This is a genomic window from Pseudomonas sp. B329, from assembly GCF_023127835.1.
GTDB lineage: Bacteria > Pseudomonadota > Gammaproteobacteria > Pseudomonadales > Pseudomonadaceae > Aquipseudomonas > Aquipseudomonas synxantha_A.
On the sequence record NZ_SPKP01000022.1, the window covers coordinates 73,224 to 95,730 of the forward strand.

Annotated in this window: 19 protein-coding genes; 11 read left to right on the forward strand and 8 right to left on the reverse strand. The window is 61.0% G+C overall.

Annotated features, from left to right (window positions below; all coding sequences use genetic code 11):
- Nucleotide 1: 1 nt before the first annotated feature.
- From E4P00_RS13745 to E4P00_RS13755, 3 genes are read right to left on the reverse strand one after another with little or no spacing between them, the layout of a single operon-like run.
- Entirely contained in the window at nucleotides 2-202 is a 201-nt protein-coding gene (locus tag E4P00_RS13745; protein WP_046070983.1) for a DUF1656 domain-containing protein, read from the reverse strand.
- Nucleotides 192-2,369 (reverse strand): FUSC family protein, encoded by a 2,178-nt coding sequence (locus E4P00_RS13750; RefSeq protein WP_248131764.1) that lies wholly within the window; start codon nucleotides 2,367-2,369, stop codon nucleotides 192-194. The genes E4P00_RS13745 and E4P00_RS13750 overlap by 11 nt, the downstream gene beginning before the upstream one ends.
- A gap of 10 nt (nucleotides 2,370-2,379) precedes the next feature.
- A complete protein-coding gene (locus E4P00_RS13755) occupies nucleotides 2,380-3,891 on the reverse strand; it encodes an efflux transporter outer membrane subunit (RefSeq protein ID WP_248131765.1) in 1,512 nt (503 codons plus the stop codon).
- Between the two features lie 181 nt (nucleotides 3,892-4,072).
- Here E4P00_RS13755 and E4P00_RS13760 point away from each other — a divergent pair, with 181 nt between their 5' ends.
- Nucleotides 4,073-5,041, forward strand: a complete 969-nt coding sequence (locus E4P00_RS13760) for a LysR family transcriptional regulator (protein WP_032877708.1) — start codon at nucleotides 4,073-4,075, stop codon at nucleotides 5,039-5,041.
- Between the two features lie 56 nt (nucleotides 5,042-5,097).
- Here the strand turns inward: E4P00_RS13760 and E4P00_RS13765 are convergent, their stop codons facing one another.
- The gene (locus E4P00_RS13765; RefSeq protein WP_248131768.1) at nucleotides 5,098-5,490 is read right to left on the reverse strand and encodes a hypothetical protein; all 393 of its coding nucleotides are present in this window, start codon (nucleotides 5,488-5,490) and stop codon (nucleotides 5,098-5,100) included.
- 210 nt (nucleotides 5,491-5,700) lie between these two features.
- On the opposite strand from E4P00_RS13765, the gene E4P00_RS13770 reads away from it, so the two are divergent.
- The 4 genes from E4P00_RS13770 (at nucleotide 5,701) to E4P00_RS13785 (ending at nucleotide 9,114) form a co-directional block, all read left to right on the forward strand.
- Nucleotides 5,701-6,675 carry a D-glycerate dehydrogenase gene (locus tag E4P00_RS13770; protein WP_248131769.1) on the forward strand — a complete coding sequence of 325 codons (975 nt, stop codon included), beginning with the start codon at nucleotides 5,701-5,703 and terminating at the stop codon, nucleotides 6,673-6,675.
- Between the two features lie 198 nt (nucleotides 6,676-6,873).
- The gene (locus E4P00_RS13775; RefSeq protein ID WP_005784972.1) at nucleotides 6,874-7,776 is read left to right on the forward strand and encodes a chemotaxis protein; all 903 of its coding nucleotides are present in this window, start codon (nucleotides 6,874-6,876) and stop codon (nucleotides 7,774-7,776) included.
- A gap of 3 nt (nucleotides 7,777-7,779) precedes the next feature.
- On the forward strand, nucleotides 7,780-8,262 hold the full coding sequence (locus tag E4P00_RS13780) for a GNAT family N-acetyltransferase (protein WP_248131771.1): 483 nt from the start codon (nucleotides 7,780-7,782) through the stop codon (nucleotides 8,260-8,262).
- Between the two features lie 108 nt (nucleotides 8,263-8,370).
- On the forward strand, nucleotides 8,371-9,114 hold the full coding sequence (locus E4P00_RS13785; protein WP_078820317.1) for a YkgJ family cysteine cluster protein: 744 nt from the start codon (nucleotides 8,371-8,373) through the stop codon (nucleotides 9,112-9,114).
- Nucleotides 9,115-9,165: 51 nt separating this feature from the next.
- On the opposite strand, the gene E4P00_RS13790 is transcribed toward E4P00_RS13785, so the two are convergent.
- Both E4P00_RS13790 and E4P00_RS13795 read right to left on the reverse strand, forming a co-directional pair.
- Nucleotides 9,166-9,948, reverse strand: coding sequence for a transporter substrate-binding domain-containing protein (locus E4P00_RS13790; RefSeq protein WP_078820316.1), 783 nt, complete (start codon nucleotides 9,946-9,948; stop codon nucleotides 9,166-9,168).
- Between the two features lie 163 nt (nucleotides 9,949-10,111).
- Nucleotides 10,112-10,345: a hypothetical protein gene (locus tag E4P00_RS13795; RefSeq protein ID WP_005784964.1), complete on the reverse strand. Its 234-nt coding sequence runs from the start codon at nucleotides 10,343-10,345 to the stop codon at nucleotides 10,112-10,114.
- A gap of 193 nt (nucleotides 10,346-10,538) precedes the next feature.
- Between E4P00_RS13795 and E4P00_RS13800 the strand changes: the two genes are divergently transcribed.
- From E4P00_RS13800 to E4P00_RS13825, 6 genes are all read left to right on the forward strand, one after another.
- The gene (locus E4P00_RS13800; protein ID WP_248131773.1) at nucleotides 10,539-11,705 is read left to right on the forward strand and encodes an efflux RND transporter periplasmic adaptor subunit; all 1,167 of its coding nucleotides are present in this window, start codon (nucleotides 10,539-10,541) and stop codon (nucleotides 11,703-11,705) included.
- Nucleotides 11,702-14,797 (forward strand): multidrug efflux RND transporter permease subunit, encoded by a 3,096-nt coding sequence (locus E4P00_RS13805; protein ID WP_248131775.1) that lies wholly within the window; start codon nucleotides 11,702-11,704, stop codon nucleotides 14,795-14,797. Before E4P00_RS13800 ends, E4P00_RS13805 begins: the two co-directional genes overlap by 4 nt.
- Before the next feature lie 7 nt (nucleotides 14,798-14,804).
- Nucleotides 14,805-15,482, forward strand: coding sequence for a heavy metal response regulator transcription factor (locus tag E4P00_RS13810; protein ID WP_005784958.1), 678 nt, complete (start codon nucleotides 14,805-14,807; stop codon nucleotides 15,480-15,482).
- Nucleotides 15,472-16,836 (forward strand): heavy metal sensor histidine kinase, encoded by a 1,365-nt coding sequence (locus E4P00_RS13815; RefSeq protein ID WP_248131778.1) that lies wholly within the window; start codon nucleotides 15,472-15,474, stop codon nucleotides 16,834-16,836. The genes E4P00_RS13810 and E4P00_RS13815 overlap by 11 nt, the downstream gene beginning before the upstream one ends.
- Before the next feature lie 383 nt (nucleotides 16,837-17,219).
- A complete protein-coding gene (locus E4P00_RS13820; protein ID WP_248131779.1) occupies nucleotides 17,220-18,542 on the forward strand; it encodes an OprD family porin in 1,323 nt (440 codons plus the stop codon).
- A 169-nt stretch (nucleotides 18,543-18,711) separates the two neighbouring features.
- Nucleotides 18,712-20,196, forward strand: a complete 1,485-nt coding sequence (locus E4P00_RS13825) for a diguanylate cyclase (protein WP_248131781.1) — start codon at nucleotides 18,712-18,714, stop codon at nucleotides 20,194-20,196.
- Between the two features lie 61 nt (nucleotides 20,197-20,257).
- Here E4P00_RS13825 and lpxC read toward each other — a convergent pair whose 3' ends face one another.
- Both lpxC and ftsZ read right to left on the reverse strand, forming a co-directional pair.
- A complete protein-coding gene (lpxC, locus tag E4P00_RS13830) occupies nucleotides 20,258-21,169 on the reverse strand; it encodes a UDP-3-O-acyl-N-acetylglucosamine deacetylase (RefSeq protein WP_003171886.1) in 912 nt (303 codons plus the stop codon).
- A gap of 112 nt (nucleotides 21,170-21,281) precedes the next feature.
- Complete coding sequence (gene ftsZ, locus E4P00_RS13835) at nucleotides 21,282-22,487, reverse strand: cell division protein FtsZ (protein WP_005784951.1); 1,206 nt, start codon at nucleotides 22,485-22,487, stop codon at nucleotides 21,282-21,284.
- Nucleotides 22,488-22,507: the final 20 nt, after the last annotated feature.

Genomic DNA, 22,507 nt, shown 5'->3' on the forward strand with positions numbered 1-22,507 from the left:
CTCAACGGTAGACGCTCAGCGCCAGGGCGCCGAACAGGCAAGCGAACAGGCTCAGGCGCAGCAACGCCGGGTGCCAGAAAAACCGGTACAGGTCGAACCCGGCCAGGAAGCGATCAATCGCCCAGGCCAACACCGCGGCGATCAGGAACATCAGGGTCATGGTCGGCATATAGATGCCATGAAATGCGATTTCACGAGGCATTCGAGGCTCCTTTTAGGGCCGCCAGTGGGGATTGCGGGTCGAGCAGCGAAGTGCGGATAAAGTGCAGGTAGCTCTTCACCCGGCGCAGGGCTGAGGTATCGAAGTGCGGGGCGAAAGGTTCGTCGGTGGCCTGCACGCGGCTGATCGCATGGTCGACGGCGATCAAGCCGCGCTCCAGGTTGCTGGCGCTGGGTTGCAGGAACAAGCGCACCAGCGAACGGCCCATCACGCGGATTGCCTGGCGCCACGGCTGGGACTCGGCATAGGCCGGATGCACCGGCAGGATCGCCTGCTCCTTGCGCAACTCGATGATTGCGTGGCCGACCTCCAGCACCACGAACATCCAGCGCAGCAGGTCGCGTTGCACCTGCGGCTGGCCGGCCGCGAGGCCATAAGCCTGGTGCAGCAGGTCGCGGGTACGGCTTTCAAAACTCGACGCCAGGCCCTTGAGCTTGCCGCTGATCGCATACACCACTTGCTCACGCAGGTCCTGCTCCAGGCGGCGCCACAGCCAGCGGCTGTTGGGTGGCAGGATGATCGCCCCCGCCGCCGCGCACACCAACATGCCGATGACCATGGCGATGTAGTCGTTGATAAAGGTGTAGGGGTTGTAGACCGTGAGGTTGTCCGGCACCGAGCCGGTGCTGAAGAAAATCAACAGGCCCACGCCGACACCGGCGTACTGCGGGCGGGAGGAGAGGAAAGCACCGAAGATGATCACCGGTGCGAGCATCACGCACAGCAGCGGGAAGCCGTCGATCCAGGGGAACACGAAGAACATTTCGACAAAGCCGACCAAGGCGCCGATCAAGGTGCCGCAGGCCATCTGGAACGCCATGCGCTTGGGGTTGGGTGTGGCAGCGGAGAGGCCCACCGTGGCCGCCGCGATCAAGGTCATGGTCGCGCCGCTGGGCCAGGCGGTGGCTACCCAGTAACTGCCCAGCACGATCAGGATAAACGAGGCCCGCACCCCGGCGGCGGCGCAGGCCAGCCAGTTGGTTTTTGGCGTATAGGCTTCGTGCCAGTCTTCCCGCGCATGGCGGTGGTCAGCCAGGGACGCGTGGGTTTGCGCGTAGTTGTGCAGGTCGTCGACGAAGCGGTACAGCAGCTCGTAGGCGGTATGAAAGTCCAACTGCTCGGCTTCGGTCGGGTTACCGTCCTGGAAGCTCGCCCGCAGGCTGCGCACCTTGGCGGGCAGGTCGTCCTTGTAGGCGCTCAGTTGATTAACCAGGCGCGCGGCATCCGGACTGGTGAGGGCGCGGCCCGAGAAGCTGTCGAGCACTTCGGCCAGGTCTTGCAGGCCGGGTTTGATCGCTGCGACCACATGATCGGCCTCATCGGCACGCAAGCGTTCAAGCAACTGGTGCAAGGCGTTGAAGCGCGTGGTGATGCTCATGAATTCGCTGTTGAGTCGACTGAGCCGCCCGTTGCGTCGGCGCATGTGCGGGTCTTCGAACACGGTGACGCTGCGCAGCCCTTCCAGGCCCACGGCTTCGGCGATAAAGCGCACGTTACTGGCCTCGAACCCTTCGCGTTGGCTGCGCCCGCGCAGGCCGTCGGTGACGAACAGCGCGAACACGCCAAAGCGCTGGTACAGCGCGTTGCGCATGGCGGCGCTGGAGGTCTGCGGCAGGATGGCGGCGCTGACCACTGTCGAGCACAGAATCCCCAGAGAGATTTCCAGCACCCGCCACACCGCTGCCATAAAGGCGCCGTCCGGGTGAGCCAGCGCCGGCAGGCCGACCATCGCGGCGGTGTAGCCGGCAAGCACAAACCCATAGGCGCGGAAGTTGCGGTTGCGCGTAGCGCCAGCGGTACAAATGCCCACCCAGATCGCCAGCGCGCCGAGGAACGGTTCGGTGTTCTGCGCAAACAAGGCGATCAACAGCACCATCACCGCCGAGCCCGCCAAGGTACCGAGGAAACGGTAGAAACTCTTGGCGAACACCTGGCCGCTCTGGGGCTGCATCACGATAAACACGGTGATCATCGCGGTGCGCGGTTGCGGCAGTTCCAGGCGCATCGCCAGCCACAGCGTGAGGAACGCGGCGACCAGTACCTTGAAGATATACACCCAGGTCACGCCGTCGCTGCGTGCCCAGTCGAAAAAGCCACGGCGCCACTCAAGGGAATGCAACCAGCGCAGCGGTGCAGGCAAGGAAGTCATCGAATCCTACTCAGTGGTCGAACACGGCAAGTGCCGCCTGGGTCTTGCTTGGAAGGGTCTTGGCATCCTGGGGCACATCGTTGCCGGCACCAAGGCCGCCGCCCAATGCCGTTACCAGTTCGGCATGGGCACTCAGGCGCGCCGCCTGCACCTGTTGCTCGACCTGTTGCTGACGGAACAGCAGGGTCTGGGCGTTGAGCACATTGAGGTAGTCGGTGAGGCCACGCTGGTAGGCGATCATGGCGATGTCGTAGGTCTTCTGCGCCGAGGCCACCGACTGCGCGGCGAAAGCCGACTGCTTGTCCATGGACTCGCGGCGGATCAACTGGTCGCTGATGCCCTTGAGCGCATTGACCAGCGTCTGGTTGTACTGGGCGACCGCGATGTCATAGCCGGCACTGGCTTCGCCCAATTGAGCACGCAGGCGGCCGCCATCAAAGATCGGCAAGGTGATCGCCGGACCGACGTTGTAGTTGAATTTCTTGCCAGCCAGGAACTCCAGCATACCGCCGCCCGTGGCCATGTAGCCGAGGCTGCCGACCAGGTCGACGTTGGGGTAGAAACCGGCGTGGGCCACATCGATGCCACGGGCCTGGGCCGCCACCTGCCAGCGGCTGGCGACCACATCCGGGCGTTGGCCGAGCAGTTGCGCAGGCAGGCTTGAGGGCAACTTCAATGGCGCGGCGAGGGCCAGGGTCGGGCGTTGCAACTGCGCACCCTCGCCCGGGCCTTTACCGGCCAGCGCCGCCAACTGGTTGCGGCTCAGGGCGATTTCCTCGTCCAGGGCATCCAGTTGGCGATGGGTTTCCGGCAGCGGGGTTTCGGCCTGGCTGACGTCGAAGTGGGTGCCGATCCCGGCGTTAAGGCGTTTGTTGGCCAGGTCGAGAATCTGCTGTTGCTGGGCCAGGGTGGCCGCGGCGATATCGCGGTCGGCGTAATGCAACGACAACTGGATATAGGCGCGCACCACGTTGTTCTGCAGTTCGAGCTGGGCCTGACGTGCTTCGGCAGCGCTCATGTGCGCCAGGTCGACCGCACGTTCGGTGCTGTTGCTTTCCCGCCCCCACAGGTCGAGGGCATAACTCAAACCCAGGGACGAGTTGTTATCCCAGGTGTTGGCGCCGCTCAATTCGCCGGGGCCGTAGAACTGATCTTTCGGCCAGTTGTGGCGCTTGAGGGTGGTATCGCTATTGATCTGCAACGACTCGGCCGACTCCGCAATCCCGGCCAGCGCCCGCGCTTGCCGCACGCGTGCGGCGGCCACGGCCAGGCTGGGACTGTTCTGGGTGGCGAGTTCGACCCAACCGTTGAGCTGCGGGTCGCCGTAGGCTTGCCACCATTGGGCGGTGGGCCAATGGGCGTCCTGGGAGGCGTCTTGAATGGCTTCATCGGTGGCCAGGGTATTGGCGTTGAGGGCCTGGCCTTGGGGAGCAATTCCTCCGGTTCCGATGCAACCGCTGATGGCTAACGATAAGGCCCAAACACTGAGAGTCTTCAGCTCTCTGCTGATGCGACGCGGCACGGCAAGCGAATTCCTGAGAGGTGTTGCGCAAGAGGTGGCGCAATTCTAGGCGGCGGCATGGAGGACGATAAGCTGGCATTCCTGTGAATCTTTGTTACCGTTCAGGCGATAATCCGTTGGTAGGGATCACTGGTCGGCGTAACTTTCTGTCACAATTTGTCATCTCCCTTGAGAACACTCCATGGACACTTTGCAAAACATGCGCGCTTTCAGTTGCGTGGCCGAAGCCGGCAGCTTCACCGCCGCCGCCGTGCAACTGGACACCACCACGGCCAATGTCTCGCGCGCGGTCTCCAACCTTGAGGCCCACCTGCAAACCCGCTTGCTCAACCGCACCACCCGGCGTATCGCGCTGACCGAGGCCGGTAAACGTTATTTGCTGCGTTGCGAGCAGATCCTCGCCTACGTCGAAGAAGCCGAGGCCGAGGCCAGCGACGCCCACGCCCGCCCTGCCGGGCAGTTGAAAGTGCACACCATGACCGGGATCGGCCAGCATTTCGTCATCGACGCGATTGCCCGTTACCGCCGTACCCACCCCGACGTGACCTTCGACCTGACCCTGGCCAACCGCGTACCGGACCTGCTCGACGAGGGCTACGACGTGTCCATCGTGCTGGCCAGTGAACTGCCGGACTCGGGTTTCGTGTCCCAGCGCCTGGGCATCACCTACAGCATTGCCTGTGCTTCCCCGGAATACGTCAAGGCCAAGGGCTGTGCACAGCGGCCGCAGGATTTGCTCAACCATGCGTGCCTGCGCCTGGTCAGCCCGGTGATCCAACTGGACAAATGGACCTTCAACGGGCCTGAAGGTCAGGAAAGCGTGGCGATCAACAGCTCGCCGTTCCTGGTCAACTCGGCCGACGCGATGAAAACCGCAATTACCAGCGGCATGGGCGTAGGCCTGCTGCCGGTGTATGCCGCCATCGAAGGGCTGCGCAACGGCACACTGGTGCGGGTGATGCCGACCTACCGCTCCCAGGAACTGAACCTGTACGCCATCTACCCTTCGCGCCAATACCTGGATGCGAAGATCAAGACCTGGGTGGAGTACCTGCGTGGTTCGTTGCCGGAAATTCTGGCGGCGCACCAGGCGGAGCTGGTGGCGTATGAATTGAGCGGTGGTTTAGGTGGTGCTCGCTTGAGTAATTGAGCCAGGCATGCGGTGACTGGTTTTGAACAGGTCACCGTATGCCTTGATAGGACGCATCATCTGACGGTGAAGGTCGTCCACTCAGAGGTTTCTTTGCCATCGATGAAGTAAAGACAAAGACCAAGCTCGTTTTTATGCAACTTTTCAATCTTTTCCTTGGGCACGGTAACAACGTAAGGTTTCACCTCTATCACTGTAACGGCCTCGTTATAGTCGCCATCCGAAGGCGTATTGCTGAACAAAGATAAAACGAACTCCTGACCCTCCAGCATAGTGTCGTAATCCACCCCAACCTTCAGCCCCGTCCCAGGTACATGGTCGACGAACAACTCGCCATTGACGATCAATTCGATTGTGGGAGCCTGCGGCAAAGCCTCGTCAGGCTCGTTGCGTGTTTTACCAGCGGCTAAAAAATCCCTGATTCGCTTTATCTCATCGTCGATATTCATAAGAGTGATCTCCTGTTTAACAAAGGCATCAACCCAGCCTTGAAAAACGAGAATAGGCGCTCACGTATTGGCCGAACAGCTCGTAGTTTTCACAGTTGACAGGTATTAAAACCAATGGAAGAGAAGCAGGACCGATCAAAACCCTGCAAAATTCTTATCGGGAATGTTAGCGTGCTTGGCATTCTTCCGTAGTCGACGAGCCCGCCTGCCATGAAAAAGACTGTCCTGGCCTTCAGCCGCATCACCCCACCGATGATCGAACGCCTGCAACAGGATTTCGAGGTGATCGTGCCCAACCCCAAACTGGGTGATATCAACGCGCAGTTCAACGACGCCCTGCCCCATGCCCACGGCTTGATCGGCGTGAGCCGCAAGCTGGGCCGTGAACAGCTTGAAGGCGCGAGCAAGCTTGAAGTGGTGTCCAGTGTATCGGTGGGCTACGACAACTACGACGTGCCGTACTTCAACGAGCGCGGCATCATGCTGACCAACACCCCTGATGTACTCACCGAAAGCACTGCCGACCTGGCCTTTGCGTTGCTGATGAGCAGCGCACGCCGGGTGGCCGAGCTGGACGCCTGGACCAAGGCCGGTCAGTGGAAAGCCAGCGTCGGCGCGCCGTTGTTTGGCTGCGATGTACACGGCAAGACCCTGGGCATCGTCGGCCTGGGCAATATCGGCGCGGCCGTGGCCCGGCGTGGGCGCCTGGGTTTCAACATGCCGATCCTGTACAGCGGCAACAGCCGCAAGACCGCGCTGGAGCAAGAACTGGGCGCGCAGTTCCGTAGCCTGGACCAGTTGCTGGCCGAGGCGGATTTTGTCTGCCTGGTGGTGCCATTGAGCGACAAGACCCGTCACCTGATCAGCACGCGCGAATTAGGCCTGATGAAGTCCAGCGCGATCCTGATCAATATTTCCCGTGGGCCGGTGGTGGATGAACCGGCGCTGGTCGAAGCCCTGCAAACCCAGAAAATTCGCGGTGCCGGGCTGGATGTGTATGAAAAGGAACCGCTGGCCGAATCGCCGCTGTTCCAGTTGAGCAATGCCGTGACCCTGCCGCACGTCGGTTCGGCCACCGGTGAAACCCGCGAAGCCATGGCCAATCGTGCTTTGGATAACCTGCGCAGCGCACTGCTGGGCCAGCGCCCGCAGGACCTGGTGAATCCCCAGGCCTGGAAAGGCTGATACATAACCCAATGTGGGAGGGGGCTTGCTCCCGATGGCGGTGGATCAGTTGTACATCTGCTGACTGACACGCCGATATCGGGAGCAAGCCCCCTCCCACATTAGCAGTGCCCGACACAAAATCCGGTTAAAGCCCAGGCCAGCCGAGTCGATAACCTTCCATAGATGATCGTCATCCCTGATCCACAGAAGGTTTTTATGTCCACCACCAAAGCCCGCGCAGACTCACTTTCGCTTCTGCTCTTTACCCTGCGCAGCGGCAAGCTGATGGCCATCAACCTGTTGAAAGTCAGTGAAATCATTCCCTGCCCGCCGCTGACCAAGCTGCCGGAGTCCCACCCGCACGTCAAAGGCATTGCCACCTTGCGCGGCACCTCGCTGTCGGTGATCGACTTGAGCCGCGCCCTCGGTGAAATGCCCTTGCAAGACCCGGACGGCGGCTGCCTGATCGTCACCGACGTCAGCCGTTCCAAGCAGGGTTTGCATGTGCAGGCAGTGAGCAAGATCGTGCATTGCCTGACCACCGACATCCGCCCGCCACCCTACGGCTCCGGGGGCAACCGTGCATTTATCACTGGGGTAACCCAAGTGGAAGGTGGCCTGGTACAGGTGCTGGATATCGAGAAAGTCATCCACGGCATCGCCCCGGCACCGATTGAAACGGCGCCGACCGACCTGACCATGGAAGAAGCCGAAGTGCTCGGCAACGCCCGCATCCTGGTGGTGGACGACAGCCAAGTGGCCTTGCAGCAGTCGGTACACACCCTGCGTAACCTTGGCCTGACCTGCCACACCGCGCGCAGCGCCAAGGAAGCCATCGATGTGTTGCTGGAACTGCAAGGCACGGGCGAGCAGATCAATGTGGTGGTGTCGGATATCGAGATGTCCGAGATGGACGGCTACGCCCTTACCCGCACCCTGCGCGAAACCCCGGATTTCAAGGACCTATATGTGCTGTTGCACACTTCCCTGGACAGCGCGATGAACAGCGAGAAAGCCCGCCTGGCCGGTGCCGATGCGGTGCTCACCAAGTTCTCCTCCCCGGAGCTGACCAAGTACCTGGTCATCGCCGCGCAAACCGTGGCACAAAAGGGCCTGTAAGCAGTGGCCGAGTATTTCCAGCTGCTGCGTCGCGACCTCACGGGCAGCCTGCCCGCCCCGCAGTGGCCAGCGAATACGCGGCTGGATCATTACCGGGATGAATTGGCCCCGGCGATCCATGCCGTGTTGCGCATGACTCAAGACCAGGGCGGAGGCCGTGTCGCCAGCCTGGATGAATGGCGCCGACAGTTCGTGACCGATGCCGAGTGCGACCCGACGTTGTGCCTGGTCGCCATTAACGCCGACGGCATTCTCGGTGTCGCCCAGTGCTGGACCAGCGCCTTCATCAAGAACCTTGCGATACATCCTTGCGCCCAGGGCCAGGGGCTGGGGCGCGCCTTGTTGCTGCACAGCTTTCAGGTGTTCAAGCAACGCGGCGAACCTTATGTCGACCTCAAGGTGCTGGAAAGCAACCTGCGTGCCCGGCAACTGTATGAAAGTGCCGGCATGAGATTTGTCCTGCGCGACACTGTGCCCAAGGGCTGACAACCCCTGGCGCATAACTTGCTTCCAGAGTGCCGAGCGGTCGATAGAGGTAAAAAACCCGTCACCCCTCAAGCGTGCCCTCTGACCTAGCCTGGTGACAGATCCGCCATGAACACTCAGTTTTCTTGCGTAGGTTGCGGCAAATGCTGCAGCGACCATCACGTCCCCCTGACCCTCGCAGAAGCCCGTAGCTGGGCGGCGGACGGCGGTAACGTCATCGTCCTGGCCGAGGGTTTCCTCGGCAACGGCCTGGGCCTGCCCCTGCAACAACGTGAACACGCCGAGCGCCGATCGGTGATGGTGCCCAGCGGCACTACCGAGGCGTTTGTGGCAATCACCTTTGCCGCCTATAACGCCGGACGCTGCCGGAATCTTGACGAAGACAACCTTTGCCGCATCTATGAACGACGCCCACTGGTGTGCCGGATCTACCCGATGGAGATCAACCCGCATATCCCGCTGAACCCGAGTGCCAAGGATTGCCCGCCAGAATCCTGGGAACAGGGCCCGGCTTTGATCGTCGGTGGCGAGTTAATGGACAAGGAACTGGCTGAACTGATCGGCCGCTCGCGCCAGGCCGACCGTGATGATGTACAAACCAAGGAAGCGGTGTGTGCGTTGCTCGGCATTCGTACCACAGCGCTCAAGGGCGACGGCTTTACCGCCTACCTGCCGGATATGCAGGCGTTTGCCCAAGCTGTCGAGCAGGCAGTGGTCCAGCCGAGCATGGCCAATGAATGGGTGTTCCATGTATCCGGTATGGACATCGCCGAACAACTGCTGGACGCCGGGGCGCAGATTGCCACCGAAGTGCCGGCCAACTATGCGTTTATCTCGTTGCGGGCTGCCTGACCGCCGACGGGGATTTGACTGAGTCTGCTCCCGCATTGAGATCTATCTCGATCATGGAGTGGCAGGCGCTACATCCAGACCATAGGGCTGGAGGATGCGTTGGTATTCGCCGTTTTGCATCAGCTGTTCAAGCGCATGGTTCAGCTCATTGCGCAGCGCGGTATCAGGTTTGCGTACCGCGATAGCCACGCTGTTGCCCAACAGGCCCGATGACACCACAGGCCCCAGGAAACCGAAGTCCAGGCCGTCGGCGGTGTCGAGCAGCGCCTCACGGATCTCCACGGCACCTTGCAAGGTCGCATCGATATCACCCGACACCAGGCTCTGAATCAGTTGATCGTTGAGCCAGAAACTTCTGATGATCACCCCCGCCGGTGCCCACTGCGAGAGCGCAAAGGCTTCACGATTACTCCTGACCAACACCCCCACGCGCTTGCCCTTGAGCGAGCGCCGGCCAGGGATCAAGCCTGAGCCTTTACGACCCACCAGGCGGGTGGTGATCGGGTAGAGGTCATCGGTAAAACTCACCCGTTGTCGGCGCCGACATGTCGGCGCCATACCCATGATCGCGTCGAACTGCCGGGCTTCGAGGGCCGGGAAATTTTCCATGACGACTTGGTCAACCCAGATACAGCGCACGTTGAGTTGTTCGCACAAGGCATTGCCCAGTTCGATGTTCAGCCCCACCAATTGCCCTTGCGGGTTGCGGCTCTGAAAGGGGGGAAAATGAGCGGCCACGGCGAAACGAATCTCGCGCCGCGGTTGAACGTCGCCCGCAACGGCAGTCGTCGAGAGCAAGAAGGCAAGCACTGCACAGAGGTGTATCAGGGCCACGGGAACGTCCTTTTCCGGAAAGCTTACTCACTTCGTCCCGATGGAGCGTCATCGGGACGAAGCAAACGCTGTGCAAGCTTTCAAGAATCGACCGCGGACCTACAAGTAGAAATATCGACAGGCGACGTAGGCAACAGCCTATAACGCGAGCTTCGATTTAGCCTTAACGTTTACCCATCGAACGGCGCGTGCCTGGAGGTGCCATGCCTGGGGTCTTGGTATGGCCGTTCTTGGCGCCGCCTTTGTACCAGGGCTGGCTGGCGTTTTTGGCGCCTGCCAGCTCACCCGGCTTGAAGGGGAACTTGAACGCCGGGATCTCGGCTTTTTCAGCACTGTCGGCGGTGGCCGAATCAACGAGGTCGGCCGCTTCAACAGGGGGTTGGGTGGGGGAAGTCATAGGGGCTCCGGCACAGCTATAGGTGTAAAAACGCGAGTATACGGGGCCGAGGCTGCCAGCAGTAACTTCAAGCGACAGGCTCACACAGCCTAACTGTCACGGCTGTCAGTTTGCCGTCACCGTGCTGACGGTGAAACAGCGCTATAAAGCAGCTTTCCAAACTCCAACGTGCAGTTTGCGCCGGCGCCCTCCTATGCAGATCAAACGAAACATGGCCCTGATAGTGGTAGCCCTCCTGATACTGGCTGTCGCAGCCTGGGCATTGACCCGGCCGGTCAAAGCACGGCTGGCGGCGCCTACCGCCATTCCCGTGCGGGTGGTGAGCGTGACGCAACAGGATGTTCCGCGGTTTGTCAGCGGCATCGGCTCGGTGCTGTCGTTGCACAATGTGGTGATTCGTCCGCAGATCGACGGCATCCTCACCCGATTGCTGGTCAAAGAAGGTCAGTCGGTGAAGGCCGGTGACCTGCTGGCGACCCTCGATGACCGCTCGATCCGCGCCAGCCTCGACCAGGCCAAGGCGCAACTGGGTGAAAGCCAGGCGCAGTTGCAAGTGGCACTGGTCAACCTCAAGCGCTACAAGGCACTGAGCATTGACGACGGCGTATCAAAGCAGACCTATGACCAGCAGCAGGCATTGGTGAACCAGCTCAGGGCCACCGTGCAAGGCAATCAGGCTGCGATTGATGCTGCTCAGGTACAACTTTCCTACACCCAGATTCGCTCCCCCGTCAGTGGTCGCGTGGGCATTCGCAGTGTGGATGAAGGTAATTTCCTGCGCATGAGCGACACCCAGGGGTTGTTCTCCGTCACCCAGCTCGACCCGATCGCCGTTGAGTTCTCCCTGGCGCAGCAGATGCTGCCGACCCTGCAGGGTCTGATCGCGGCGCCAACCCCGGCCAGCGTCGACGCCTACCTGGGCGCCGATACCGACGGCGACACCGGCCACCTGCTCGGCGAAGGCCACCTGAGCCTGATCGACAACCAGATCAGCTCCACCACTGGCACCCTGCGGGCCAAGGCCGAGTTCAACAACCCTGCGCAAAAGCTGTGGCCGGGGCAACTGGTGACCATCAAGATCCAGACGGCCCTCGACAAGCATGTTCTAGTGGTACCACCGACCGTAGTACAGCGTGGGCTGGACTCGCACTTCGTGTACCGGGTCAACGGTGATAAAGCAGAAGTGGTGCCGGTACAGGTTGCCTATCAGGACAGCGAGATCAACATCATCACCGGCGTGCAGGCCGGGGACGTGCTGGTCAGCGACGGTCAGTCGCGGCTCAAGGCCGGCGCCCAGGTGGAAGTACTCAAGGAGCCACCACAGGTGATCCAGACCGCTGACGCCACGGTGCAACCATGAGCGGCAGCCGTTCGCCCTCGGCCTGGTGCGTTGATCACCCGGTCGCCACCCTTTTGTTGACGTTTGCCTTGGTACTGCTGGGGGTCATCGCCTTCCCACGCCTGTCCATCGCCCCGTTGCCGGAAGCGGAATTTCCGACGATCCAGGTCACCGCGCAACTGCCCGGTGCCAGCCCGGACACCATGGCCTCATCAGTGGCCACGCCCCTGGAAGTGCAATTCAGTGCCATCCCCGGCGTGACCCAGATGACCTCCAGCAGCGCCTTGGGCTCAAGCCTTTTGACGTTGCAGTTCACTCTGGAAAAAAGCATCGACACCGCCGCCCAGGAAGTCCAGGCCGCGATCAACACCGCCTCCGGCAAGCTGCCCAGCGATATGCCGAACTTGCCGACCTGGAGAAAGGTCAACCCGGCGGACAGCCCGGTACTGATCCTCAGCGTCAGTTCAGTCAGCATGCCCAGCACCGAGCTGAGTGATTATGTGGAAACCCTGCTGGCGCGCCAGATCAGCCAGATCGACGGCGTCGGCCAGATCAACATCACCGGCCAGCAACGCCCGGCGATTCGCGTGCAGGCCTCCCCCGACAAACTCGCGGCCATCGGGCTGACCCTCGCCGACATACGCCTGGCCATTCAGCAGTCGAGCCTCAACTTGGCCAAGGGCGCGATCTATGGCGAGAACAGCGTCTCGACTCTGTCGACCAACGACCAGCTGTTTCACCCCGAAGACTACGGCCAGTTGATCGTTTCCTACAAAGACGGCGCACCGGTTCAACTGCGCGATATCGCCAACGTCATCAATGGTTCGGAAAACGCCTACGTGCAAGCCTGGTCCGGCGATACGCCAGGGGTCAACCTGGTGATTTCGCGTCAGCCCGGCGCCAACATCGTCGAAACCGTCGACCGCATCCAGGCCGAACTGCCGCGCCTGCAAGGCATGTTGCCGGCCTCGGTGCAGGTCAGCGTATTGACCGACCGCACCAAGACCATCCGCGCCTCCCTGCATGAAGTGGAAATGACCCTGCTGATCGCCATCCTGCTAGTGGTGGCGGTGATGGCGCTGTTTTTGCGCCAGCTCTCGGCGACACTGATTGTGTCGGCCGTGCTGGGTGTATCGCTGGTGGCCAGTTTTGCCCTGATGTACGTGATGGGGTTCAGCCTGAACAACCTGACCCTGGTCGCTATCGTGATCGCCGTGGGCTTCGTGGTGGACGATGCGATTGTGGTGGTGGAGAACATCCATCGGCACCTGGAGGCCGGCCTGGGCCAGCGCGAAGCGGCGATCAAGGGGGCCGGCGAAATCGGCTTTACCGTGGTGTCCATCAGCTTCTCGCTGGTGGCGGCGTTTATTCCGCTGCTGTTCATGGGCGGCGTGGTCGGGCGGTTGTTCAAGGAATTCGCGCTGACGGCCACCTCCACCATCCTGATTTCGGTGGTGGTTTCGCTGACATTGGCGCCGACCCTGGCCGCGTTGTTCATGCGCGCACCGAGCCATCCTGCCCACGCCAAACCCACCTTCAGCGAGCGCCTGCTGGCCGGCTACGCGCGCAACCTGCGCCGGGCACTGGCGCACCAACGCAGCATGGCGGCGATCTTCGTGGTGACCCTGGCCCTGGCCGTGGTCGGTTATGTGTTTATCCCCAAGGGTTTCTTCCCGGTGCAGGACACCGGTTTCGTGCTCGGCACCAGCGAGGCGGCGGCCGATGTGTCCTACAAAGACATGGTCGCCAAGCACAAGGCCCTGGCGGACATCGTCAAGGCCGACCCGGCGGTGCAGGCGTTTTCCCACTCGGTGGGCGTCACCGGCAGCAACCAGACCATCGCCAACGGGCGCTTCTGGATTGCCTTGAAAGATCGCGGTGATCGCGACGTGCCCGCCAGCCAGTTCATCGACCGCCTGCGCCCGCAACTGGCGAAGGTGCCCGGTATCGTGCTGTACCTGCGCGCCGGCCAGGACATCAACTTGAGCTCCGGCCCCAGCCGCGCCCAGTACCAATACGTGCTCAAGAGCAACGACGGCCCGACGCTCAACACCTGGACCCAACGCCTCACCGAGAAACTGCGCAGCAACCCGGCGTTTCGTGACCTGTCCAACGACCTGCAACTGGGCGGCAGCATTACCCACATCAACATCGACCGCCAGGCCGCGGCCCGCTTCGGCCTGACCGCCACCGATGTCGACCAGGCGCTGTACGACGCCTTCGGCCAGCGCCAGATCAACGAGTTTCAGACCGAGATCAACCAGTACCAGGTGATACTCGAACTGGACAGCCAGCAACGCGGCAAGGCCGAAAGCCTCAACTACTTTTACCTGCGCTCGCCGCTGACCAACGAAATGGTGCCGCTGTCGGCACTGGCCAGGGTCGAGCCGCCCAGCGTGGGGCCGTTGTCCATCAGCCATGACGGCATGTTCCCCGCCGCCAACCTGTCGTTCAACCTGGCGCCCGGCGTGGCCCTGGGCGACGCGGTGATCATGCTCGACCAGGCCAAGAGCGACATCGGTATGCCGAGCACCCTCATCGGCAACTTCCAGGGCGCGGCCCAGGCGTTCCAGAGTTCGCTGGCCAGCCAACCGTGGCTGATCCTCGCGGCGCTGGTGGCGGTGTACATCATCCTGGGTGTGCTGTACGAGAGTTTCGTGCACCCACTGACGATCATTTCCACCTTGCCCTCGGCGGGCCTGGGGGCACTGATCATGCTGTGGCTGCTGGGCCAGGACTTTTCGATCATGGCCTTGATCGGCCTGGTGTTGCTGATCGGCATCGTCAAGAAAAACGGCATTTTGATGATCGACTTTGCACTGGAGGCCCAGCGCACGCGCGGGCTGACGCCGGAGGATGCAATTTATGAAGCCTGCGTCACGCGGTTCCGACCGATCATCATGACCACCCTCGCCGCCCTGCTCGGCGCGGTGCCCTTGATGCTGGGCTCGGGCCCGGGGGCGGAACTGCGTCAACCGCTGGGCATTGCGGTGGTGGGAGGCTTGCTGGTGAGCCAGGCGCTGACGCTGTTCACGACTCCGGTCATATACTTGTACCTTGAACGGACTTTCCACAGGCCCAAACCAGCGCTGGCGCTGGCGACCACACACTGAGGCGGTCATGCGCGTCCTGATTATTGAAGATGAAGAGAAAACCGCAGACTACCTGCACCGTGGCCTGACAGAGCAAGGCTACACCGTCGATGTGGCACGCGAAGGCGTCGAGGGCCTGCACCTGGCGCTGGAGAATGAGTACGCGGTGATCGTGCTCGACGTGATGCTCCCCGGCCTGGACGGCTTTGGCGTATTGCGGGCGTTGCGCGCCCGCAAGCAGACGCCGGTGATCATGCTCACCGCCCGCGAGCGCGTGGAGGACCGCATTCGCGGCCTGCGTGAGGGCGCCGATGATTACCTGGGCAAGCCGTTTTCGTTTCTTGAGCTGGTGGCGCGCCTGCAAGCCCTGACCCGCCGCAGCGGCGGCCATGAGCCGGTGCAGGTAACCGTCGCCGACCTGTGGATCGACTTGATCAGCCGCAAGGCCAGTCGCAACGGTGTACGCCTGGACCTGACCGCCAAGGAGTTCTCGCTGCTCAGCGTGTTGGCGCGTCGCCAGGGAGAAATCCTGTCCAAGACCGCGATTGCCGAGATGGTCTGGGACATCAATTTCGACAGCGATGCCAACGTGGTGGAAGTGGCGATCAAGCGCCTGCGCGCCAAGCTCGACGGGCCGTTCGAACACAAGCTGCTGCACACCATTCGCGGCATGGGCTATGTGCTGGAGAACCGCAGTGTCGGCTAACTCCATCGCCCTGCGCCTGAGCGGCATGTTCACCCTGGTGGCGCTGCTGATCTTCGTGTTGATCGGCGGCGCGCTGTACCAGCAGGTGGATCGCGGCCTGGGGTTGTTGCCGGGCGCCGAACTGGATGCGCGCTACAGCGTGCTGGAATCGTCGGTGAACCGCTTCGGCACGCCGGAGCATTGGGTCAAGATAAAGTCCAAGCTCAAGCTGCTGGGGGAAGAGGACAAGCGCATTCGATTCTGGGTGGTCAGCAACGACCCGAGCTATGAATATGGCGAGCCGGACGCGCAAATCCGCGCCTTTGCACAGGGCCCGACGGGCAAGCGCGACCTGCGCCTGCCCGGCCACGCTTATCCGTTCAAGGTGCTGGTCAGCCAGTTTGCGGCCAAGGACCAGCGCCCGGCGTTGCGCTTTATGATCGCCATCGACACCGAAAACTTCCGCGCCACCCAGCATCATTTGCTGGTGGCGTTGATCAGCCTGGCAATGGTGGGTGTGGTCATGGCCGCGCTGCTGGGTTTCTGGGTTGCGCGCATCGGCTTGAAGCCACTGGAAAAGCTCTCCGACGAAGCGCGCAAACTCGCCCCGCCCAAACTCTCGGGGCGCTTGAAATTGTCACCGCTGCCGCCGGAGTTGAGCCTGTTCGTCAATTCGTTCAATGCCACTCTCGACCGCGTGGAACAAGCCTACTCGCGCCTGGAATCGTTCAACGCCGACGTGGCCCATGAACTGCGCTCGCCGCTGACCAACCTGATCGGCCAGACCCAAGTCGCACTGACACGCGGGCGTTCGGCCGAGCACTATTTCGAGGTGTTGCAATCGAACCTGGAAGAGCTGGAACGGCTGCGCTCGATCATCAACGACATGCTGTTCCTCGCCAGCGCCGACCAGGGCAGCAAAGCCACCAAGCTGATCGAATGCTCACTGGCCGATGAAGTGGCCACCACCCTCGACTATCTGGACTTCATCCTCGAAGACGCTCAGGTGCGGGTGCGGGTGCACGGCGACGCCCGGGTGCATATCGAAAAGGCCCACCTGCGGCGTGCGCTGATCAACCTGCTGAGCAATGCCGTGCAACATACCGCGCCCGGACAGGTTATCAACGTGCACATCCAGGTGCAGGGGCAACAGGTAGCGATTGGCGTGACCAACCCGGGCGAGGCGATCGCCAGCGAACACTTGCCACGCCTGTTCGAACGTTTCTACCGGGTGGATGCATCACGCAGCAACAGCGGGGCCAATCACGGGCTGGGGCTGGCAATCGTCAAGGCGATTGCGTTGATGCATGGCGGGGATGTGTTTGTGCGCAGCGAAGGCGGTGGCAATACCTTTGGTATCACCCTTCCGGTCTAAACAACTCGGTCAAAAATGTGGGAGCTGGCTTGCCTGCGATAGCATCACCCCGGTGCGCCTGGCATACCGAGGTGTCTGCATCGCAGGCAAGCCAGCTCCCACAGAAGATCCTATCGCCCACACTGTTGCGATTTGGGCAATAGTTATTATCTTGTTACACTCTGTATCGCACCGCTCGCCTGCGTTACTTTGACGCATCGATGAGCGCGACGGCAAAGGCAGCTGACCCGCTTACCCGAATTTCCCTCGACTTATTTCCAGGGCTCTACACTGGGAATCTGTCTTAAAGCCGCTGATTTTCAGCGGCTTTTTTTTGCCGTGAAAAAAGGCCGGGCACACCCCACGACACTGGCCGTTCATGATTGACCAAAGGAGCTCCACCGGTGAAGAACTCGCTGACGTTCACCCCGTTATTCCTCGCAATCGCAGCAACGATCATCCCCCTTGCCCACGCGGCGGACGCCCCGCCCGACGAAGGCTTCGTCGAGGGTTCGCACCTCACGGTCAACACCCGCAACTACTACATGAACCGCGACCGTCGCGACATCCATACCGATGACAGCAAGGAATGGGGCCAGGGCTTTATCGGCACTTTCGAGTCCGGCTACACCCAGGGCACCGTCGGCTTTGGCCTGGACGTCAACGCCATGCTCGGCCTGAAGCTCGACGGCGGCGGCGGCACTGATGGCTCCAGCATCCTTCCCTACGGCAGCGGCAACGGCAAGGCACCGGGTTCGTTTTCCACCGCCGGCGGCACCTTGAAAATGCGTGCCTTCGATACCGAACTGAAAGCCGGCGACCTGTTCCTCAACAACCCGGTGATCGCCGGCGGCATGACGCGCATGTTGCCGCAGACGTTCCGGGGTGTAAGCCTGACCAACCACAGCTTTGACGGCTGGATGATCGAAGGCGGCCAGGCCAGCTTTACCAAGCTCTACAACCAGAGCGGCCATCGGCGCATCGGCACCAGCTACGGTGCATTGCCGGCCAATGCCGACAGCCAGCACCTGGACTGGGCCGGCGTGTCGTTCAGCGGCATTGCCGGGTTGACCAGCAACCTGTACGCCTCCGAACTCAAGGACGTATGGCACCAGTACTACTACGACCTCGAATATACCTACGCCCTCAATGATCTGGTCAGCCTGACCCCCGGCCTGCACTACTACCACACCCAGGACACCGGCCAATCGCTGCTGGGTGATATCGACAACAACACCTACAGCCTGCATTTCACTGTAGGCGTGGGCAACCACAGCGTCACGGCCACCTATCAGCGGGTCAACGGCAACACGCCGTTCGACTACATCACCCAGGGCGACAGCGTGTACCTGGACAACTCCCAGCAGTACTCGGACTTCAACGGCCCCAACGAGCGCTCCTGGAAGCTCAAGTACGCCTACGACTTCGCCGGCCTCGGCGTGCCGGGGCTGACGTCTGCCGTGTCCTACATCAGCGGCAAGACCGACCTGACCAAGGTCGACCCCAACAGTCGTGGCTACAGCAGTTGGTACAGCGCCGACGGCAAGGACGCCAAGCATTGGGAACGGGATATCGACCTCAAATATGTGGTGCAAGGCGGTAAAGCCAAGGACCTCGCGGTGCGCCTGCAATGGGCGACCAATCGCGGTGGCAATGGCTACTCGGCAGTGGATCGGGACGTGGATGAGTACCGCGTGATTGTGGATTACCCCATCAACGTCTTCTGACAGCGTTCCTAATGTGGGAGGGGGCTTGCTCCCGATGGCGTTGGGTCAGTCAACCTATTATTGACTGACACTCAGCTATCGGGAGCAAGCCCCCTCCCACATTTGGTTCTGCGACCTATTCCAGAGTTGCTACTAAGCTATTGGCATCCTCAAAGCAGAAGTGCGTCCGATGAGCCCAAGCCTTACCCGCCCTGAGCGCCTGCTTATTCTGGGCAGCACGCTGACAGTGTTGCTGATCGTGGGAGTCGTCACGGCGCTGCTGATTCGTGAACACGCCAATACCTTGCAGACGGCCAAGCGCACCGCCAATACCATCACCCAATTGATCGACGCCGACGTGTTGCGCAATGTCGAACTCTACGATGTGGGCCTCAAGGGTTTGATCACCGCTACCGAACGTACTGACCTGCAGGATGTATCCGCGAGTATCCGTCAGTTGGTGCTGTTCGACCGCTCCGCCGCCGCGCCATACAAGGGCGATGTCCTGTTGCTGGATCCCACCGGCGAGGTGATTGCCGACTCGTCACTGCTCACGATCAAGCCCGGCAACTTCGCTGATCGGGACTATTTTCAGGTTCACCGCCAGAATCCGGACGTGGGGTTGTACATCAGCCGTCCGTTCATGGCCCGCTGTGTGTGCGATGACCAATGGCGCATTGCTTTCAGCCGCCGCGTTTCGTCACCGGACGGGCGCTTCCTGGGAGTGGCCGTGGCTTCCATGCGCCTGTCGTACTTCCACCAGCTGTTCACCAGCCTGAATATCGGCAGCAACAGCACGATCAACCTGCTCAACCACCAAGGCATCCTGCTGGCGCAAGAGCCTTTGCTGGAAGCGGATATCATCAATAAGGACCTGAGCCAACGCCCCAACGTCGCACGTATGCTGCGTGAACGGGACGGCAGTTTCCAAAGCATCTCCAGTGTCGACCATCAGGCACGCCTTTACAGTTTCTCCAATGTGGGCAATTTGCCATTGATCGTTGCGGTGGCCCTTTCCAGTGATGAAGTGTTCGCGCCCTGGCGGCGTGCGGCGTGGCTGGTAAGTCTTGCGACGGGGGTGTTATGCGTGGGTCTGTTGTGGCTGACCTGGGCGCTGTGCATGGAATTGCGCCGTCGCCATCGTGCTGAGCAAGTGCTGTCAGAACTGGCAGCCACCGACGCCCTCACCGGCCTGGCCAACCGTCGTACTCTGGACGAGCGCTTGCGTATGGAATGGGACCGTGCGCAGCGCTCAACCGAGCCGCTGACTGTGCTGATGATCGACGTGGACCACTTCAAGGCCTTCAACGACCGCCACGGCCATCAGGGTGGGGATGATGCGTTGCGGGCAGTCGCGCAGGTAATCAACAGCACTATCCGTCGCCCGGCCGACCTGGCCGCGCGTTATGGCGGTGAAGAGTTCGCCGCGGGGCTGCCCCATACCGACGCCAAGGGCGCCTGGGTGATCGCCGAGCGTATCCGCCAGAGCGTTCAGCATTTGCCGCAGGTGGCCGGGGATGATCAGCCGATCACGGTGAGCATCGGCATGAGTACCTGGCACAAGCACAGCCGTATCACCCTTGAGGACTTGCTGCTCAAGGCTGACCAAGCGTTGTATGAGGCCAAGCACAGTGGGCGTAACCGCATTGTGGATGCGGCAACCCTTCCCATATAAAACGCCATAAAAAAGGCCACCCGAAGGCAGCCTTTAAAAACTAAAGAAAGAGAGTTGTTACTTACACCGCCGCAACGGGACGCATGTAAGAGATCGGTGCGGTGCTGGCATCTTCGAAGGTCACGACTTCCCAAGCGTCTGTCTGCTCAATCAACTTGCGCAGCAGCTGGTTGTTAAGGGCGTGGCCCGACTTGAAGCCTTTGAACTCGCCTATCAGGCTATTGCCCAGCAGGTAGAGGTCACCGATTGCATCGAGGATCTTGTGCTTCACGAATTCGTCTTCGTAGCGAAGGCCGTCTTCGTTCAGTACACCATCCGCGTCGACCACAATGGCGTTTTCAACGCTGCCGCCGAGTGCGAGGTTGTGCTTGCGCAGGTACTCGATGTCACTCATGAAACCAAAGGTACGGGCGCGGCTGACTTCTTTTACGAACGAAGTGCTGGAAAAATCCACGCTTGCACTTTGGGTGCGGTCACGGAATACCGGGTGATCGAAATCGATCTCAAAGCTCACTTTAAAGCCTTCGAACGGGACGAAGGTGGCGCGCTTGTCGCCGTCTTCTACTGTCACTTCCCGCAGAATGCGAATGAACTTCTTGGCTGCGTCCTGTTCTTCCAGGCCGGCAGATTGAATCAAGAATACGAAGGGTCCAGCGCTGCCATCCATGATCGGGACTTCGGACGCGGAGAGCTCGACGTAGGCGTTATCGATGCCCAGGCCAGCCATGGCCGAGAGCAAGTGCTCCACCGTGTCCACTTTGACGTCACCGTTGACCAGAGTGGTCGACATCGTGGTTTCGCCAACGTTTTCCGCGCGAGCAGGAATCTGCACCACAGGGTCCAGGTCGGCACGAACAAACACGATGCCGGTGTCGACAGGTGCGGGCTTGAGGGTCAGGTATACCTTCTCCCCGGAGTGCAGACCTACACCTGTGGCACGGATAATATTCTTCAGGGTGCGTTGTTTAATCATGGCTTGGACCGCTTCAGCGCAAATTGCGAACTGGTATCAACAAAGGCTGGCGATAATAACAGACCAGACCTTTGCTGAACACCAATCACCTTCATAGCCCTGATACATTCCATTAATCGGCCTGACGACGCAGGAATGCCGGGATGTCCAGGTAGTCCAGATCATCTTGCGGATTCAGGCTACGGGATGCAGCAGCACCGGCCTGGGCCTGGTTGCGCATCACGGTCGGACGGTCCAGATCACGGTAGTTCACCGACGGCAGTTCCTGGCGAGCAGGTGCTGCAGCGGCCGCTGCCTGATTAGCCTGGCTGACCTGGCTGTTGTGCAGGGTGTTGTCGATGACCTTTACAGGCTTCTCGATTTTCGCACCCAGGCCGGTCGCAACCACGGTTACATGCAGTTCATCACGCATGTCCGGATCGATAACGGTACCCACCTTGACCATGGCGTGCTCGGACGCGAAGGCTTCGATGATGCTACCCACGTCGGAGTACTCACCCAGGGACAGGTCGGGACCTGCGGTGATGTTCACCAGGATGCCGCGTGCACCTTGCAGGTTCACGTCTTCGAGCAACGGGTTGCGGATGGCCGCTTCGGTCGCTTCGCGTGCACGGTTAGGACCGCTGGCGCAGCCAGTGCCCATCATCGCCATGCCCATTTCGCTCATGACGGTACGAACGTCGGCAAAGTCGACGTTGATCATGCCCGGACGCTTGATGATGTCGGAGATACCGCGAACGGCACCGGCCAGTACATCGTCAGCCTTGGCGAACGCAGACAGCAGGCTTGCGTCCTTGCCCAGGATGGTCAGCAGTTTCTCGTTGGGGATGGTGATCAACGAGTCGACGCTTTCAGACAGCAGACGGATACCTTCGTCGGCGATCTGCATGCGCTTGCGGCCTTCGAACGGGAACGGACGCGTCACGACCGCAACGGTCAGAATCCCCATTTCCTTGGCTACTTCGGCAATGATCGGAGCAGCACCGGTACCGGTACCGCCGCCCATGCCGGTGGTGATGAACACCATGTTGGTGCCTTGCAGCACTTCGGCAATACGCTCGCGGTCTTCCAGAGCGGCTTGACGGCCGACTTCCGGATTGGCGCCAGCGCCGAGGCCCTTGGTCACCGCTGTGCCCAATTGCAGGATGGTCCGCGCGCCGATGCTTTTCAGCGCCTGGGCATCAGTGTTGGCGCAGATGAATTCAACGCCTTCAATGTTGCTCTTGACCATGTGGTTGACAGCGTTGCCGCCGCCACCGCCGACACCGATTACTTTGATAACCGGGCTAGCGGGGATGTTGTCTACGAGTTCAAACATGTTCCCTCTCCTTTCGTTTT